Source organism: Bacillus cereus group sp. BfR-BA-01347 (genome assembly GCF_022663835.1).
Taxonomy (GTDB): Bacteria; Bacillota; Bacilli; order Bacillales; family Bacillaceae_G; genus Bacillus_A; species Bacillus_A thuringiensis_K.
In genome coordinates this window covers 402,560-420,442 of the sequence record NZ_JAKUGG010000001.1, presented here as the reverse complement: position 1 = coordinate 420,442, position 17,883 = coordinate 402,560, and the positions used below count along the sequence as shown (strand labels likewise).

Genomic DNA, 17,883 nt, shown 5'->3' with positions numbered 1-17,883 from the left:
CCCATATAATCAATTAAATCGACGAATACTCGGTACAGACAATGCGATTCCAATTGTTAAAATTACTAAACTAGCTAGTGTTATAATAGTTATCTCGCCACCTATGACAGTAGCTAACCAGCCTACAACTACATACCCTAATGGCAATAAAGCAAAAGAACCCAACATATCAAGGCTTGCCACTCTTCCGAATGCTTCTTCTGGTACAAGTTCCTGTAAACTAGTTTCCCAAATGAGTCCAAATATCATCATGCCAAATCCTTCAATTACCATTAAGAATATTAAGGCGGGTGCCCAAGAAATGAATGGCATAATTAATAAAGCAATGCCACTAATTAAAACACCTCCATAAGCCAGTAATCCTCTCTTATGCCACCGCTCTTTCCCACCAAATATTAATGCGGCAATTACAGCTCCACCACCAGAAAAGGCCATGCCAAGTCCATACACGTAAGCTTCAAAATGATGATGAACATTAAATAACCACGGAATTAATACGACGATAATGCCGGCATAACAAATATTTATAAAAGAAAAAACTAAAATTGTAATCCACAGCCACGGATGACTTTTTAAAACTAAAACACCTTCCATAAACTCTTGTTTGTAATTAAGCTTACTCTTTTCAATGGGTTTTACTTTTTTAAACTTAATTTCTTTTAAAAATAATAAACATAAAAATGATAATAAGTACGTTACTGCATCTAGGCCGAAACCTATCCCTGCAGACGCAACCGATACGATTAACCCACCAAGTGCTGGCCCAATTAATCGTATACCTTGATTACTCATTTGAGTGAGTGCGTTAGCTGCATTACGAATTTCAGGAACGAATACTTTCGCCCTTACAGCAGAATATGCTGGTTGGAATATCCCTTCCATAAGTCCGTATAAGGCAACGAGAATATATAAAACTGTAATTGTTAATAAATCCATAAATATAAGCGATGCAAGTAATAGCATTAATATACAGCGGAGTATATCCGTTAATAACATTAATTTAACCCGATCAATTCGGTCTACAATTAAACCTGCAAACGGTAAAGCGAGAATATTAGGTAGCATGTACATTGCCATTGTCATCCCCATCACAACTGTTGAGCCAGTTAATGAATACACAACAACTGGAAGTATGACCATAGTTATCGAACTACCTAAGGCCGAGAGTAATTGTCCAATCCATAAAAATTTAAAATGTGGTGACGCTTTAACTGGCGATAATAATTTACCAACATACCCTAAATCTTTTTCTCTTTGTAATTCCCCTTGCATCTTTCTCTCCTCTTTTCAAATGATTATAGACTTCATAATAAAATGCCGAAAATTAACAATATTCTATTTTAATTATATAAGAAACTATTATGTTATGGTAAAATTATCAAGAAAAATAAAGGAGAATACATTACAATGCCTTCAAATTCACATAACATCGAGCACCGCATCTATACAATGTGTATGATCCAGCGCAACAATGAAGTTTTACTCATAAAACGCCCCAGCCATCGAGGTTTCCCTGGCTACATCGCTCCTGGCGGCAAAGTAGATTTCCCCGAAAGTATCGTTCAAGCCGCTATAAGAGAAGTAAAAGAGGAAACTGGATTACTTGTTTCGAATTTAACTTTTAAAGGATTAGATGAATATGTAAATCCGAAAGGTAATGTTCGGTACATGGTATTTAACTACTGGACAGACTCATTTGAAGGTGAACTTCTTTTAAACCCTCCTGAGGGCGAATTATTATGGATACCAATCGATACAGCACTACATCTTCCTATGCAAGATTGGTTTAAAGAGAGATTCCCATTATTTTTTGAAACAGGCACTTTTGAAATTCAACGTGTTTGGGATAATGAGCTAGATAAACAAATTGCTATAACAATTACACATACGTAAAAAAGCTTGAAATCTCTCCAAGCTTTTCTTACTTCTCCTCTACTTTCTTAATCTTATAATCAATTTCTAAAAACTTAACTCCAAATATCCACATTCTATGATTAGCTTCTAGTATGTGATCCGTGCGCTCTTTTATAATAAAAGTCTCTGCTAATGGTAAACGTATTGTTAAGAACCGAGTATGTAAATAAATCCCCTCATCTCCCTGACCATTTTCTCTTAACTTACTAGTAATGATTAAATCATGACTATCATTATATAGTTTCAAAATACCAGTCATATTCGAATATGGTAAAGGTAATGCAATATTCATGTATGTCTCGTTCTTATATGTATGCTTTGAATAAAGAGCTACAAAAATAGATTCACCTGCTTCATTTTTCCTTAGCCAAGCCCTTACATTCTCCCTTCCATCTTTCTCATCCATTACACTAATGATAGAGCCATACATCGTTTCCCAATTGCCGCCCATTCCTAAATGTATTTGTTCTACACGCTTACTCATTTTCTCATAACAAAGTGCAAACGGACGGAACGAACGAGCCCATTTAATATTCGATTGTAACTCATACTCTGCTGTATTTTCATAAAAACGAATAATACTTAAAGGAACCTTTGTCACATCAAATGCCTCACTATGAAAGTCATTTACTTTATCAACTAAACCGTTGTATTCCTTACTGTCTACTAAATTGCTGCTATATAAATAAGCCTCACCAATTGCCACATTTCCTCTTAACTTACTCATTGGTTTCCCATAGTATTTATAATTCGGAACACTCTTTTCGATCACCCAGCCGACAAATGCCGGTAAAGCTACTCCAATTCCATTGACAACACCGTGAATCCAAACCATTTGAGCAATTGTAATCGTCATTACATGCTTCAAATTTCCGTATGAATATATAAGTGAGAACATAATTGTAACCATGAGTGTACTAGACGAAACGATTAGAAAAATCTTTGCACTGATAGCATTAAATTTTGCTCTCCAAACGTAAAATCCATACCCATAAATCGCACATAAATATAGGAACACTGCCAAAAATTCAAATATTCTTGAGTATGTAATTCCTATTGCAACTGTCATAGGTGAAATCATGATGATAAACATAATAACATCATACACTTTACTTCTCTTTTCTCTTTTTCTCCCTATTAAACCAGCTGATAATGGCAATAGAAACGCCGAATAATGAAAATGTGCAGCTGTGAGTAAAACAATGTCAGAGCTAAACTGCATAATTGAAAGTTTTGCTACTGAAGCAAAAAACCAAAAACCACCTAAAAACAAATAAATAAACGCACTATCTATGGCGGTCTCTTCTAACGGCTTCCATCCTCTTTCTAGCAATCTACTTACACCAAATAACGCAACAATTCCTGTATATACAAACCAAACTAGCGCAAATACATAGTGATTTGTGACGAACGCTAGCATTGCGCAAATTGTTGCGATTGGATATAAAAACGATACGAATTTATAAAATAATAAATGCGATCCATCTCTTTTTCTTTTCTCAATAATACAAAATGATATTGGTATAAATAATAAAACAGATAATAATATAATTGCTTCAACAGGATTTGTATTCGAACGCTCACATATTAGAAAAACAACATAACAAGCAAGCCCAAATATTATATTTTTCATATCGTTTATTCCCTTTCTACAAATGTTCCCTTGTATGAAAAAAGCGAACCAATTAACGGGTTTCTTACTTGTACATGAATTCGAAAACACTGAAGCGTTTCATCATAACTTTCAACAATTTTTGCCTCACCATACAAAAATTTTGGTAACGGCATTTTTCTTCCAAACATATAAAACCATTGTTTCTTTGAAGAAATATGCATTGCCCCTAACTCATCGATATGAAAATGCAGTGTAGAAACGAGTAAATGTGGTTCACCAAAATAATCTACAATTTCATTTTCTTTTTCATCCAATTGCATAACTGCATTAAAATATCTTTTCTTATTATGGAAATAAAAAGTACGGTTCCACCTTACTAATTCTTGTCCATATTCATCTCGCTCAGCTATGTTTTGTATCGTAAATGGAATTCCCTCTCCTCGTTCCGAGAAAAACATTCGAAACTTTGATGCAATTTTCAATATAAATTTCACGAAAAAAGAGCCACCGTAAATTTCATCCATCTTTCCTTCCCCTGTAAAACTATTCTCTTCTGTAATCGCATAACGCTTCTGCAATTCAGGATGAAGATTTTTATAGGTATCCCCTAATAATCGTTCATACATATTAGCCATACACTTATCCCTTTCTCGCCCTCTTGCAATTTTTCGCACTTGGTAAATCGAAACTATTTATATAACCGACAATTGATAACCCCATTAAAAGAACATTTAATGTAATCGGATTAAACGGCCCTGTAAAGCTTGCAATATTCGTAAATCCTGCCGCTAACGTTAAAACTAGTAATACAATAATATGCAGTATAAATAATTTTCGTTTTGTTAGTGGCAACAGCCATACGACACCGAAAATTATTTCTAACACCCCAATTATTTTAAGTATACATACACTACTTTCATTTGAACCAATTAATACAGAAAGCATCTTTACTTCTTCTAAATGAGTAAACAGTAGTTTTGGCACTATCCCTTGATATATCCATACAAAAGCAAATAAAAAACATACGAGCCAATACGTCATTGTTCTTCTAATTAGTAACCTAGGATGAAGCCCCTTTTCTAACCATAATTTTAAGGCATCAAAACTCCAAGCGGTCGCCCAACCTAATAACGGGCGAAAAATATAGGAATCTATTACATTTCCTATACGACCAAATCTTGTCTCATAATCATATTGTGTCTCAAAATGGATGTATTCTTTATTGGGCGTATACTTCCAATAACCACGTCCTATTTGAATAAGAGATAATGTATTATCCGTCCAAAATTTTAAAGAGGAAATTCTTTCACCAGTTTCTTTTCTTATTTCACCTATTGATTCCCCTTCTCCAGCTATTTCAAGCCCAAATCCAATCTTTGTTTTATACAAAAACTTCTGTGGTTCTCCTTCTTTTTTCTCTAAATACGAAATTTCAGTAAAGCGAGCATCCCACTCTGTATGTATATCTGGTTCTTGCGTATATTCCCATAATTTTTCCATCGTCGTGTTCATTTTTGTCGCAACATAAATAGGCTGTTTCCTTTTCATTCTCCCCACCTCCTATGCACTATAAGTTTAATGTACATGCAATGAATTTATTTTGCTACATTTTTCACAAACTTCCTCAGAAAAAAAGAAAGAATTTTTAAAATATATATAAAACACTTGATTCCCCGAAAAATTTAAATTAATATAAAACAAATGTTACCAATAACTTCATAAATCAAACACTCTCGCCTAAAACGTGAGATAGAGGTTGCGATACTTATGAGTATTCTAATGGAGACACAGAGATGTCTATGAACTTAGATGAAAGGAAGTATTGCCGAAATTGATAAATTTCTCTGCATTTATCAATTGGGGCTGTTTTCGAATAGAAACAGAACTGTCATATGTACAGACGTGTACGTATGAAGAGCTATCTACAAAAAAGAGATATCATTTTTTTATGATATTCCTTTTTTGGCGGTTTTTTTATTAGCTCCGTTTTCTGTTTCCCTTTTCCTGTAACAGCACCATCCTCACTTATTTGAGATGGTGTTTTTTGTTTGTCTTTCTGGTAACTACAGGAGTATTGGGATTTATATATTTCCTAATCTATTCTTAAAAATAGACGAAAGAAGGAATTTGTAATGGAAACAATTGTTCAAAAATTTGGTGGCACTTCTGTCGGAAGCGTCGAACGCATTCAACATGTAGCAAATTTAATTATTGAAGAATATGAACGAGGTCATAGCGTTGTCTCTGTCGTTTCAGCAATGGGAAAAAGTACGGATCAACTTGTCGCACTCGCTAACGCAATTACAGAAAATCCAAGTAAACGTGAAATGGATATGCTTCTATCTACAGGTGAACAAGTAACTATTTCATTATTAACAATGGCACTGCAAGTAAAAGGCTATCATGCAATTTCATTAACAGGATGGCAAGCTGGTATTACGACAGAATCTGTACATAGTAGTGCACGGATTACTGACATTCATACAGATCGTATTCAATCTTATCTTGCTGAAGGCACGATTGTTATCGTAGCTGGTTTCCAAGGTATAAGTGTAGAAAATGAAATTACAACGCTTGGCCGTGGTGGTTCTGATACGACTGCTGTCGCACTAGCCGCTGCACTTAAAGCAAAAAAATGTGATATTTATACGGATGTGACAGGCGTATATACGACGGACCCACGAGTTGTAAAAGATGCTTACAAATTAGATGAAATTTCTTATGACGAAATGTTAGAGCTTGCTAATCTCGGTGCTGGCGTATTACACCCGCGCGCTGTTGAGTTTGCTAAAAATCATAACGTAGTTTTAGAAGTTCGCTCAAGTATGGAACAAGAAAACGGAACAATTGTAAAAGGAGAATGTAACATGGAACAACAATCAATCGTTAAAGGTATTGCATTTGAGGATAACATTACACGTGTCACAATTAAAGGACTAGAACAAGGCTCGCTTTCAACAGTTTTCTCTACATTAGCAGCAGCACACATTAATGTAGATATCATCATTCAAAGTATTACAAATGAAGGAACTGTACATCTCTCCTTCTCCATTCACTCGAATGATTTAAGAGAAACTTTAAAAGTTTTGGAACAAAATCAAGAAACTCTTCACTACGAATCTGTAGAACATGAAAATCACTTAGCAAAAGTATCAATCGTAGGATCTGGCATGGTATCTAACCCTGGTGTCGCTGCAAATATGTTCACTACTTTAAAAGAAGAAGATATTCATATTAAAATGGTAAGTACATCAGAAATTAAAGTGTCTGTCGTTATTGACCGCCTTCATTTAGTAACAGGTGTTGAGGCGTTGCATCAATCATTTATGGCGAAAATTGAGCCTTTAGTGCAGATGAGTTAATTTCTACTAGTAAAAACTTAAAACAAATTATATGAATCTATTTCCTTCCTATATAAATAGAAAGCTATTTGCATATAGAGTAATAAGAAATGTATTTATCATTTAAATAATACACTTCATTCTATACAACAATCGGGCCCTTTAAGGGCATACAGAGTAGAAATATTTTTCGGGGAAGTCGCGGTATTGTTTGTTAACAAGATACTATATAGCACAATTAAAAATAGCTTGTCACATTTCCCTATACTGTGACAAGCTATTTTTGTTTGGAAGGAGTTTATAACTTTTTAATAGTATAATTATGTAGATGGTTAGATCATACACTTTTACATATAAGGAGATAAAGACAATGACAAACAACAAATTACTCAGAATAGATAATGTCAGCATCGTTGTAGAATCCCTTGATAATGCAATCACTTTCTTCGAGGAGATTGGGTTAAAACTCGAAGGGCGCGCCACTGTCGAAGGTGAATGGGCTGGTCGCGTAACCGGACTCGGTTCTCAGTGCGTAGAGATTGTTATGATGGTTACACCAGATGGCCATAGCCGCATTGAACTTTCGCGATTTCTTACCCCACCTACTATAGCAGATCACCGGAAAGCTCCTGTCAACGCCCTCGGTTATTTGCGCATCATGTTCACCGTTGAAGACATTGACGAAATGGTATCTAGGCTTACTACTAAGCATGGTGCTCAGCTCGTTGGCGAAGTAGTTCAATACGAGAACTCTTACCGTCTCTGCTACATTCGTGGAACTGAAGGCATTTTAATCGGTTTAGCGGAAGAACTCGGTAACAAGTAAGTGATATTCCCAAAAATTATTATCTACATCAAACAGAAATTCATTATAAATGAAGCCACTATATTTTTAACCACGTCCTCACTCTAAAACGTGGTTATGCTTGTTTGAGCTTTTAAAAATGTATTATCATTTTACACATAGATTTCAAGTCTCTATCCAAAGAGTTCTTTAACATACCTCTAACATTCTAAAATCATTATGAAACAATTTAATCATTCAATTTACCTTTTCCTAGGAAATACAACTGACTCTGCTCATTTTTTATCACATATATCTTTTGGCTCTCTTCCTCGAAAAAAAGATCGATATTCATTCAAAATAACTTTTTTCATATCAAAATAAAAAAACATCATGAATAACGCAATTCCTAATAACATCTTTTGAATTCCTTCATAATCAATGAAAGCACTCATTATTAACAAACCAAATCCAATATAAAAACCAAACTCGTTCTCTTTCTCAAAATCCTCATTTTCTTCATCAATATGTATTTTTTCTTTAATGTTTTGATTCCCTTTTATTAACTCATCGAGCGTAACATTGTACATTTCACTCAATAAAATCAAATTATCAATATCAGGACAACTTTTATCATTCTCCCACTTATATACCGCTTGCCTCGTCACACCAATCTTTTTAGCAACATCCTCTTGTGAAAATCCCTTTGACTCTCGTAGTTTTTTTAACTGTTCTCCTAAGCTCATAACGTCCCCTCCTTTAACAAATTATTACATACAAGGAGATGAAAAAGAAAGAAACCATTAGTAAAACTCACTGTAAACCATTCGTTTACACAGTAAAAAAGAGGGAATAGCTCTATATTTAAGCTATTCCCTCACTTCTATTAAAACAGATGAATGTTTTCTTTTTTACAAGCTGCACGTAAATCGTCAGGCCATACAGAAGATTGAACTTCACCGATATGTGCTTTACGTAAGAAGTACATGCACATTCTTGATTGTCCAATACCACCGCCGATTGTTAATGGTAGTACGTCTTCTAGTATACCTTTATGGAAATCATACTCACGTTTGAAGTCTTCACCAGTTTTCGTTAACTGCTCATCAAGTGATTTACTATCAACACGAATTCCCATTGATGATAATTCAAATGAAGATTGTAGTACTGGGTGCCAGAATAAAATGTCACCGTTTAATTTCCAATCGTCATAATCAGCTGCGCGTCCATCGTGCTTTTCACCTGAACGAAGTGCATCACCAATTCCGATAATGAAAACTGCACCATGTTCTTTTGCAATTGCATGTTCACGATCTTTCGGTGTTAATTCTGGATATTTATCTTCTAATTCTTGAGAAGTAACGAAAACAATTTCTTCCGGTAAATACTTTCCAAGGAACGGATATTTTTCAAATAAGTGATCTTCTAAATCTTTAAATATTCCATAAATTGTTTGTACTGTTTTTTGTAAGTAATCGACAGTACGCCATTCTTTTTGAACGATTTTTTCCCAATCCCATTGGTCAACGTAAATGGAATGCGTTGCATCAAGTTCTTCATCACGACGAATCGCGTTCATGTTTGTATATAAACCTTCACCAGCTTCATATCCGTATTCATGTAATGCAAATCGTTTCCATTTCGCTAGTGAATGAACAATTTCTAATTCTTCTCCTGAATGTAACATATCAAATTCAATTGGACGTTCTACACCGTTTAGGTGATCGTTTAATCCTGATTTTTTCGTTACGAATAATGGTGCAGATACGCGGAATAGTTCAAGGCGTTTTGCTAATTGGTCCTCGAAAAATGTTTTAACTTCCTTAATTGCGATTTGAGTCTCTCTTACTGTCATTAATGATTGATACATGGTGGTTTCCTCCTAAAATGTTTGGATGTTGTGAAAAGAAGCCAACAAAAAAAGCCCTTCTTTCCCAAAAAACTGGGACGAAAGGCTTTGGTTCCGCGGTACCACCCAAATTAGCAACAGAGGTTGCTCACTTATACAGTACGGAGATGAAATATCTCGATACTGTTCTTCTTGTAACGGCGAAGTTCCCGGCTAAGTCTACTTTCCTATAAAGGATTTCGGTTAGCAACTCCAGGAGGTTCTTCATAATAGGCTTCGTATCAGGCTCACACCACCCCTGACTCGCTTAAACTACGTCCTACTACTACTCGTCCTTTCATAGTCGTTTTGTTGTCACATCTCTGAAACATTTTATTAATGATTATTCTATACAAAAAATAAAGAAAGTCAACAAAAAGTTTTAAAATATTTTTCAATTCTTTATTTTACGGCTTTATTGATTGTTGTTAATTTAACATCTTTACTTTTTCTGCCTCGTCAATCCAAAAAATGTTTCACTGATCGAAACTAACGTATACACAACAATTAATGTGATCGTTCGGAATATAGAATCCACAGTATTTCTTATTATTTTCATTTTCTTTATAATTCCTTTCAGTTTACTTGCAATTTCATGATATACTATAGCATTCAAGCAGTTTATTTTTACTTAAAGTAATCATAGTCATTTATAAAGAGTATTTTCTAAATCATTGACTATTATCAAATAAGATTTTTATATAACGGAGTGATCATATGAGTAAAACGAAAGCAAAACCGAAAAAAGGTGTAGGACAAGGTACAGGAAGTAAAGGATGGAACCGTTGGCAATCAAGTGCAAAGAAAAAGGCAGCTGCCAAACCATACAAAAGTAAAGGTACAAAGAAGTAATTTAAATAACATTTGATTTCTTTGCTTTATACAAAACAAAATATAATTATTACAACAAAAAAGCTATGCCCTCATAAATTTGAAGGCATAGCTTTTTTATATTAAATCATTAAAATATCTCGAATTTCTTCCTCTGTGATTGAGGACAATTTCTCTTCTCCCGGCTCAATCACTTCAGCGATTAAATTTTTCTTACTTTCTTGCAGTTCATGCATTTTCTCCTCAATTGTTCCGTGGGCTACTAGCTTTATAACTTGCACTGTATTTTTTTGTCCCATTCGATACGCTCTATCGGCCGCTTGTTGTTCAACAGCTGGATTCCACCATAAATCGTATAATATTACTGTATCTGCACCAGTTAAATTAAGTCCGGTACCACCAGCTTTTAAAGAAATGAGAAATAGATCCCCTTCTCCTTCGTTAAACCGATCGCATAGCTCTACACGTTCCTGCGCTGGTGTACTCCCGTCTAAATAAAAGTATGGAATTGCTTGGCGATTTAACTCACGACCAATAATGGAAAGCATCTTCGTAAATTGAGAAAAAATTAATATTCTCTTTCCTGTGCTTCTACATTCCTCTAAAATCTCTAACAGTTGTTCAAATTTAGCTGAACTTCCTTTGTAATCATCAACAAATAAAGCAGGATGACAACAAATTTGTCGCAATCTCGTTAAACCAGCTAAAATTCTAATTTTATTTTTACGTAACGTATCTTTGTCTAAATGCTTTAACGTTTCTTCCCTTAACTTCGCTAAATAAGCAGCATAAAGACTCTTTTGATCGGGTAATAACTCCGATGATTGTAAGTGCTCTATTTTCTCTGGCAACTCATTTAATACGTCCCCTTTTAATCGTCTTAATACGAATGGTTTCACTCGCTTCGCTATATCTTCACGCCTTAAATCACCGAACTCTTTTCTTCCTGGTAATAATTCCGGGAAGACGACATGGAAGATAGACCATAGCTCTTCTAATGAATTTTCTACAGGTGTACCCGTTAGCCCAAAACGGTATTCAGCTTGAATTATTTTCACAGCTCTTGCCGTTTGCGTTGTAGGGTTTTTAAACGCCTGCGCTTCATCAAGGAATAGTGTATGAAATGGTCTTGCATACAATCTTATATCTCTTCTCAATAATGGATATGACGTAATTACGACATCAAATTCCGTTATATCTTTCAAAATTTTCCGGCGCTCTGCTTGAATTCCATCTGCAATAACTGCTCTAATATGCGGGGCGAATTTTTTCAATTCACTAAACCAATTATAAACAAGAGATGATGGTGAAACGACTAATATAGGCAGTTTCTTTTCTCGAATCTCAGGCAAAACAGAATCTATAAAAGCAATGCTTTGCAACGTTTTTCCAAGTCCCATATCATCTGCTAAAATACCCCCAAACCGGTAATGAGCAAGTGTTTTCATCCATTCGAACCCATATACTTGATACTTTCTCATTTCTGCATTTAAAGTATTTGGCACAGCAAATTTTAATTTTTTCGGGTTTTGAATGTTTTCTACTAACTCTTGAACAGAATCATCTAAACTTAAAACATTGCCTTCATGAAGTCCATTCATCCATTTTACACTCCGAATAAGTGGAACATTTACCTCTTCTCCATGTAAAAATTCTTTCCGAATACCTGATTCTTTTATAAACTGATTAATTTCATTAAACTCTTTACTCTCTAGGGATAAAAACGAACCGTTCGCCAATCGATAATATTTACGTTTCTCTTCAAGGGCCGCTAATACACCTTTAATTTCTGCTTCTGGTATTCCTTTTATATCAAAACGAAATGACAACCAATCAATTCTTTCTTTTCTTCTCACTGTAATAAGAGGAACTGCATCCCCTTTACTAATTCGCAATTTGATTGCTGTCGTCGCATAAATATCAACTAAACCTTTTAATGTTGGCACGACGTGATATAAAAAGTTATACTCAGCTTCTTCATTATGCATAAAGTAACCGCCTTCTGTTTTTGCAAAAGCACTTTCACTCATAATGTCTAAAATCTCTTTTTCCTTTTTCTCATCACGCTTAAAAACAGACGGCTGTCCATCCTCTTCTAGCGGATTAATCATGACGTTCCCATAGTGAAATTCAAGACCTGCTAATAAGCGATTTTTCACGCGGTCTAAATACAATTTCGCTTTTAGCGAAGGGGTTTCAACACGATCCGATATTACTTCATCAATGTGTACAGTTCCGAGCTTCATTAATCCTGGTACAACTTTCGCGACGAAATGTTCCATCTTACTTTCTGGAATATAAAACTGATTACTATTTGAACGACTCATCATCTTTTGTAATTCAATAAGTCGCATACAATCTTCAATATGTAAGTGATATAATTTCCCATCGTAAAGTGCATTGTTATACATATCCATAACTTGTACACGATTTAGACCATCTATATGAAGTGTAAATCCACCATTATTTCCCTTCGTAAATTCAAAGTGTAACGGCAACAATCCTTTTGAAACTTGTAATCCCTGAAACAGTTGTTCATTTTGTTTCAGCTGTACATATTCAACTTTAGAAAGTGAAGAGAGCATATCTTTCCATGAAGCTGGTGGTATAAATATCATACTTTCATCTTGTTTCGCATGTACTTCTAGCGTATCTTCATACATTTTTTCGTTATGATACATTTTAATGAGCTGCTGGATAATCGCATCCGTTTCTTGTTTAAAACTATGTACATCTGGTGTATATGTAAATTCATTTGAACAATGAAAAGACTCTCTTTTCTCCACCTTAGAAAGAAATTCTCTAATATGATTTATGAAATACACTTTGGCAAGTTTCAATTGAATTCCAAGAAGAGCCCCCCCACTTCTCGTAGCTACTGGTGTACATATAAACTCAATATCTAATATTTCACGTGTATCAAAACGGTGTTGTTTACTTTTTGGCCTCAGTGGTTTGTCTGCAAACAGCTGAAACATACCACTTGTCAATTGATCATTTCTGTTACTAGTGGAACTCATTCCACCTGTTTGTTGATTATAGTTTATTTGTATTAATACTGCTGCAACATGTTGACAGTACGTTTGAAAAGACGCTAATGAAGGACAACTACATTTTGCAACAACATCACCCTTTTTAGCTTTTTCTACTGTAACATGGAAATCCTCGTTCCCTTTTACTGTCGCCTCGCAAATTTCTTTATTTTCATCATAATGATTTATTATCACTTTATTTGATTTATAATAGGCTTCACCTCTTTTATATGAGGTCTCTCCGCACACTTCTTTAATAATCGATTTATTCAATGTGAAACTCATCGCTTTGACACTTCCTTAATATAAAACCATTTTCTCTTACTTAACATTTTACATGCTCCACGAGAAAATATAAAATGTTGATTTAACAAAAAAGATGCTTATTTATAAGCATCTTCTTCACTCTATCTCCATCAACCTCTTCGCCTCAAAATACAACACTTGAATAAACTTCTTCGTATTAATTCGCGTATGACCAGAAGATGCGAGTTCATCTTTCGTCATTTCTGTCATACGTTTTCTAACTACGGTGAAATCGAAAAATTTTGGAGCATAGCTTTCAAATTTTGGATTTGAAAAGTCTGTTAATCCTAAAGAAGCCAAATGATTTAACGACTGATAAATAGCTCGACGTACTCTTTGTTCAGACGCTTTTTTCTCTTTATCAATATCCGCATCTAAAGCTAAATCCCCTAGCTTCCTTATCGTAATATGATGAAAAATTTCTTTTAACGCAGGAAAGCCAAACTCAAATGTCTGTGCCTTTTCTTGACCATATAAATATTCCAGCATACTAAGTAAATCTTTACTTCCATTCTCTCCCGCAATACCGAGTTCTGATAGTAAAAAGCGCCCTAAATCTCCTATCTTTTTTCCTTCTTGCACTGGTTCAGTACGCAATTGCGGTTTTTCCCACTGAAACACGTTATTCAATGATTTTTGAATATCGTGTATAGAACGCTCCAATCTAATACGCTCCATCACTTTGCGTACAACAGATACAACTTCGATTTTATTTAATGGTTTTGTAATATAATATTCTACACCAAGTGTATATGCCTCACCTATAAGCTGCTTCGATTCCACTTGAGAAATCATAATGATTTTCCCAGTGAAAGTTGACGCAATGTGACGAACTGTTTCAATTCCGTCCCTCATCGGCATCAACAAATCAATAAATAAAATATCTACTTTTTTAAAATTTAGTTGATCCGCTTCAATAAAAGCTCCGTCATCCGCCTCACCAATTACTTCTCCAAGGTCTCCATCTTCAATAATTTGCGAAAGCATCGAACGGAAAACTTCATCATCGTCTACGATATAATAAAACAAATCTATTCCCCTTCCCGCTTTAAACTATCCTCTGGTAAACAAACGATAAACTTACATCCTCTTTTATTTTCTCGGTCTTCTAATCTCACTTCTCCGCCTAGCTCTGTTACCATTTCATTTATGTAAGAAAGCCCAATACCAGTTGACGGTGTTCCCGTTTGATCATACTTGGAAGTAAATCCTGGCTTAAATACTAATTTCTTATACTTTTGTTCAATACCAGGTCCATCGTCAATTACTTCAAAAAATATATGTTGCTCTCTTTTATATAGCTTAATAATAACGACACCTTTATCTTCAATTGCTTCAACTGCATTCGAAACTAAGTTATTAAAGATTGATAGAACTGTATACACGTGGTATGCAGCATGCTCACCTTCTATATGTTTAGAAAAACGTATATCCTTTTCTAGCATTTCGGCATACTTCTCGTTTATTCTAACAATCATTTCTGCTAACTCATGTCCTTCTACATATTCAGCCACATTTTTATCTAATAACAGTTTAGATAACCCTGCAAATATCCTTTGATTATCCTTTTTTATTTCATGCACTTCCCCTGCTATTTTCAATGCTGTTTTACTACTTGAATCAGCGCTTACTTGTAAATTTCGATATAGTTGATATGCTTCTTGTGTAATTAACTCCGCATTTTGTAACGTCTTTTTCAAATGAACAGATTCTACATATAAATTAGAAAGATGCATTAACATATTTTCATTTTCTTTTCGAACTTGCGATTCTTTTAATTTCGTTTCATATAAATTCATCATATTTAAAAAACCAAGTGCAAAGAAACTACGAAAAATAGCAATAATGATGAGTTTATTTACTTCAGAAATCGTTATTGTTGTACCTAGTACTAACATGTGATAAAACGCAAGTTCTGACATACTTGCAACAATTTCAATTGAAATTCCAAGGCATCCAATAATGATTGGTTTCTGATGGAACTTATTTACCCTGCAAAGCGAAAAAAGACTGCCATAAATAAAATAATAGAAGAACACAGGATAACGCAAATAAAATGATTCTGTCATATGAAATGAACCTTGCATAATCCAGTCAAGGCATACTCGGAATAAGACTACAGATATACCAACAAGAATACCTGCAACTCCTGCTGGTACTCTTCTTAAAAATAATAATAAAAAGAAGAATAGCGGTGTACCGAAGCTAACTCGAAACGTATCATTAAAGGGATGAAAGTTCAGCTCCCCAGCAATCGGAACAACGACCATTAATATAATTAAAAGGGACATATCTTTCTTCCATAATTGATTCCAATTCAAAGGTGACACTTCCTATACTTTTTTTCAGTAGTAAAAGCGAAAGCCCGCTTATTGTTATAAACGGGCTTTTTTTCTATATTCTAACCTTTTCTACCGCTTTTATTTGGCGATACTCTGGCTTCCACATTGCTTCTTTCACTGCCATCTTAATATCGTTATCACTTAAGTTCACTCTTGCAACACCTTCTGCAACTGCAACTTTAGCTACTTCAATTGCAACCATTTCTGAGATATTACGTAATTCTTCGACCTCTGGTAAAATAGGTGCTCCTGGCTGACTTGTATCTACCATACTTGCAACTGCTTCAGCAGCTGCTGCGAACATTCCATCCGTCATGACGCTTGCTCGTACTACAATTGTTCCAAGACCAAGCCCTGGGAAAATAAGTGCATTATTTGATTGTCCAATCACATACGTTACACCGTTATATGTAACTGGTTCAAATGGACTTCCTGTTGCAACTAACGCTCTTCCTTCTGTCCACTCGATTAAATCTGCTGGTTTTGCTTCAGCAAGTGGCGTCGGATTCGACATTGGTAAAATGATTGGTCTTTCTACGTGAGAAGCCATTTCTTTAATAATCTCTTCTTTAAATGCACCTGCAACAGTAGATGTACCAATTAAAATTGTCGGTTTTACATATTTCACAACTTCAGCAAGTCCGATCACATCATTTTGCTTCCACTCACTTACTTCTGCTTCTTTTCTTGCGTACGGAATTTGGAAATCAAGAAGATCTTCCATATTATTTGTAACTAACCCGTTACGATCAATACACCAGAAACGCTTATATGATTCTTCTTCAGATACGCCTACGCGGACCATCGCATCTCTAACTTGATCTGCGATACCGATTCCAGCCGTACCAGCACCAAATACAACAACACGGTGTTCACTTAGCGGTACACCAGAAGCTTTCACTGCCGATAATACTGCCGCAAGTGAAACTGCACCTGTACCTTGAATATCATCATTAAACGTACAAACATCATGACGATATTTATCTAAAATTTTTCGTGCGTTACGAGAGCTAAAGTCTTCCCAATGTAAAAGTGCTTTCGGGAATTGTTTGTTTACCGCTTGTACAAACGTATCAATAAATTCATCGTAAGCTTCACCTGTTATACGAGGGTGACGATTTCCAATATAAAATGGATTGTTTAATAGCTCCTCACGGTTTGTACCTACATCTAAAATTACCGGTAATACACGACTAGGATCGATTCCAACTGCAGCAGTGTAAACAGCTAATTTTCCGATTGCGATGTTAATACCACCAACGCCCCAGTCACCAATTCCTAATATACCTTCTCCATCTGTTACAACGACTAAATCAATGTTCTCAGCTGTTGCACCGATATTCGTAAATGCTTCTTCGATACCTGATGGATCGTTAATTGATAAATAAACACCACGTGGTTTACGATATTCATGACTATATCTTTGAATTGCTACACCGACAGTTGGTGTATATACAATCGGTAACATTTCACGTAAATGATCTGTTAATATACGATAAAATAATACTTCATTTCGATCATGTAACGCAGTTAAGTATACATTCTTTAATAAATCATCCGGCTGAGAACTAAATTGTTCGTATGCTCGGCGTGCTTGTTCTTCTAATGTTAAAACTGCTGGCGGTAATAACCCTTTTAAACCTAATTCTTCTCTCTCTTCTTGCGTGAAAGCTACCCCTTTATTTAAAAGTGGTGTTGATAATACTTCTGCTCCTCTTAATGTTGTTTCTAATGCACCATTAGAAGCTACTGTAAACTTGCTCATAACATCCCTACCTCTATTCATATATAGCATTTCTATATTGTAAACAAAAAAGAGGGGATTGTCCC

Annotated in this window: 14 protein-coding genes, 1 riboswitch and 1 other annotated feature; of the genes, 4 read left to right on the top strand and 10 right to left on the bottom strand. The window is 35.0% G+C overall.

Going from position 1 to position 17,883, the window contains the following annotated elements; all coding sequences use genetic code 11:
• Positions 1 to 9 precede the first annotated feature (9 nt).
• Positions 10 to 1,272, bottom strand: coding sequence for an MFS transporter (locus tag MR143_RS02115; RefSeq protein ID WP_001161200.1), 1,263 nt, complete (start codon positions 1,270 to 1,272; stop codon positions 10 to 12).
• Positions 1,273 to 1,407: 135 nt separating this feature from the next.
• Here MR143_RS02115 and MR143_RS02110 point away from each other — a divergent pair, with 135 nt between their 5' ends.
• Entirely contained in the window at positions 1,408 to 1,893 is a 486-nt protein-coding gene (locus MR143_RS02110) for an 8-oxo-dGTP diphosphatase (protein ID WP_001139828.1), read from the top strand.
• A 28-nt stretch (positions 1,894 to 1,921) separates the two neighbouring features.
• Here the strand turns inward: MR143_RS02110 and MR143_RS02105 are convergent, their stop codons facing one another.
• From MR143_RS02105 to MR143_RS02095, 3 genes are read right to left on the bottom strand one after another with little or no spacing between them, the layout of a single operon-like run.
• A complete protein-coding gene (locus MR143_RS02105) occupies positions 1,922 to 3,547 on the bottom strand; it encodes a YndJ family protein (RefSeq protein ID WP_000789367.1) in 1,626 nt (541 codons plus the stop codon).
• A gap of 5 nt (positions 3,548 to 3,552) precedes the next feature.
• Positions 3,553 to 4,164 (bottom strand): DUF4166 domain-containing protein, encoded by a 612-nt coding sequence (locus MR143_RS02100; protein WP_000002652.1) that lies wholly within the window; start codon positions 4,162 to 4,164, stop codon positions 3,553 to 3,555.
• Between the two features lie 4 nt (positions 4,165 to 4,168).
• Positions 4,169 to 5,077: a DoxX-like family protein gene (locus MR143_RS02095; RefSeq protein ID WP_000823944.1), complete on the bottom strand. Its 909-nt coding sequence runs from the start codon at positions 5,075 to 5,077 to the stop codon at positions 4,169 to 4,171.
• Positions 5,078 to 5,271: 194 nt separating this feature from the next.
• Positions 5,272 to 5,458, top strand: a riboswitch (Lysine riboswitch).
• A gap of 203 nt (positions 5,459 to 5,661) precedes the next feature.
• On the opposite strand from MR143_RS02095, the gene MR143_RS02090 reads away from it, so the two are divergent.
• Together MR143_RS02090 and MR143_RS02085 are read left to right on the top strand one after the other, a co-directional pair.
• The gene (locus MR143_RS02090) at positions 5,662 to 6,891 is read left to right on the top strand and encodes an aspartate kinase (protein ID WP_000448072.1); all 1,230 of its coding nucleotides are present in this window, start codon (positions 5,662 to 5,664) and stop codon (positions 6,889 to 6,891) included.
• 349 nt (positions 6,892 to 7,240) lie between these two features.
• The gene (locus MR143_RS02085; protein WP_000183757.1) at positions 7,241 to 7,696 is read left to right on the top strand and encodes a VOC family protein; all 456 of its coding nucleotides are present in this window, start codon (positions 7,241 to 7,243) and stop codon (positions 7,694 to 7,696) included.
• 254 nt (positions 7,697 to 7,950) lie between these two features.
• On the opposite strand, the gene MR143_RS02080 is transcribed toward MR143_RS02085, so the two are convergent.
• Together MR143_RS02080 and asnA are read right to left on the bottom strand one after the other, a co-directional pair.
• Positions 7,951 to 8,400 (bottom strand): helix-turn-helix domain-containing protein, encoded by a 450-nt coding sequence (locus MR143_RS02080; RefSeq protein ID WP_000051970.1) that lies wholly within the window; start codon positions 8,398 to 8,400, stop codon positions 7,951 to 7,953.
• Between the two features lie 140 nt (positions 8,401 to 8,540).
• A complete protein-coding gene (gene asnA / locus MR143_RS02075) occupies positions 8,541 to 9,524 on the bottom strand; it encodes an aspartate--ammonia ligase (RefSeq protein WP_000284914.1) in 984 nt (327 codons plus the stop codon).
• A gap of 70 nt (positions 9,525 to 9,594) precedes the next feature.
• Positions 9,595 to 9,853, bottom strand: a binding site (T-box leader).
• A 406-nt stretch (positions 9,854 to 10,259) separates the two neighbouring features.
• Here asnA and MR143_RS02070 point away from each other — a divergent pair.
• Positions 10,260 to 10,394, top strand: a complete 135-nt coding sequence (locus MR143_RS02070) for a DUF3934 domain-containing protein (protein ID WP_000047588.1) — start codon at positions 10,260 to 10,262, stop codon at positions 10,392 to 10,394.
• A gap of 101 nt (positions 10,395 to 10,495) precedes the next feature.
• Here MR143_RS02070 and MR143_RS02065 read toward each other — a convergent pair whose 3' ends face one another.
• The 4 genes from MR143_RS02065 to malS form a co-directional block, all read right to left on the bottom strand.
• The gene (locus MR143_RS02065; RefSeq protein ID WP_000011056.1) at positions 10,496 to 13,690 is read right to left on the bottom strand and encodes a DEAD/DEAH box helicase; all 3,195 of its coding nucleotides are present in this window, start codon (positions 13,688 to 13,690) and stop codon (positions 10,496 to 10,498) included.
• Positions 13,691 to 13,807: 117 nt separating this feature from the next.
• A complete protein-coding gene (locus MR143_RS02060) occupies positions 13,808 to 14,740 on the bottom strand; it encodes a response regulator (RefSeq protein WP_000500301.1) in 933 nt (310 codons plus the stop codon).
• 2 nt (positions 14,741 to 14,742) lie between these two features.
• Positions 14,743 to 16,041 (bottom strand): sensor histidine kinase, encoded by a 1,299-nt coding sequence (locus MR143_RS02055; RefSeq protein WP_074594456.1) that lies wholly within the window; start codon positions 16,039 to 16,041, stop codon positions 14,743 to 14,745.
• 64 nt (positions 16,042 to 16,105) lie between these two features.
• Positions 16,106 to 17,818 (bottom strand): oxaloacetate-decarboxylating malate dehydrogenase, encoded by a 1,713-nt coding sequence (gene malS, locus MR143_RS02050; protein WP_002163923.1) that lies wholly within the window; start codon positions 17,816 to 17,818, stop codon positions 16,106 to 16,108.
• Positions 17,819 to 17,883: the final 65 nt, after the last annotated feature.

What these genes read in the sequence shown, in the direction of transcription:
- MR143_RS02115 (WP_001161200.1), bottom strand. Translation starts at nt 1,272, where the DNA reads ATGCAAGGGGAATTACAAAGAGAAAAAGATTTAGGGTATGTTGGTAAA.
- MR143_RS02090 (WP_000448072.1), top strand. Translation starts at nt 5,662, where the DNA reads ATGGAAACAATTGTTCAAAAATTTGGTGGCACTTCTGTCGGAAGCGTC.
- MR143_RS02095 (WP_000823944.1), bottom strand. Translation starts at nt 5,077, where the DNA reads ATGAAAAGGAAACAGCCTATTTATGTTGCGACAAAAATGAACACGACG.
- MR143_RS02110 (WP_001139828.1), top strand. Translation starts at nt 1,408, where the DNA reads ATGCCTTCAAATTCACATAACATCGAGCACCGCATCTATACAATGTGT.
- malS (WP_002163923.1), bottom strand. Translation starts at nt 17,818, where the DNA reads ATGAGCAAGTTTACAGTAGCTTCTAATGGTGCATTAGAAACAACATTA.
- MR143_RS02065 (WP_000011056.1), bottom strand. Translation starts at nt 13,690, where the DNA reads ATGAGTTTCACATTGAATAAATCGATTATTAAAGAAGTGTGCGGAGAG.
- MR143_RS02080 (WP_000051970.1), bottom strand. Translation starts at nt 8,400, where the DNA reads ATGAGCTTAGGAGAACAGTTAAAAAAACTACGAGAGTCAAAGGGATTT.
- MR143_RS02085 (WP_000183757.1), top strand. Translation starts at nt 7,241, where the DNA reads ATGACAAACAACAAATTACTCAGAATAGATAATGTCAGCATCGTTGTA.
- MR143_RS02070 (WP_000047588.1), top strand. Translation starts at nt 10,260, where the DNA reads ATGAGTAAAACGAAAGCAAAACCGAAAAAAGGTGTAGGACAAGGTACA.
- asnA (WP_000284914.1), bottom strand. Translation starts at nt 9,524, where the DNA reads ATGTATCAATCATTAATGACAGTAAGAGAGACTCAAATCGCAATTAAG.
- MR143_RS02100 (WP_000002652.1), bottom strand. Translation starts at nt 4,164, where the DNA reads ATGGCTAATATGTATGAACGATTATTAGGGGATACCTATAAAAATCTT.
- MR143_RS02105 (WP_000789367.1), bottom strand. Translation starts at nt 3,547, where the DNA reads ATGAAAAATATAATATTTGGGCTTGCTTGTTATGTTGTTTTTCTAATA.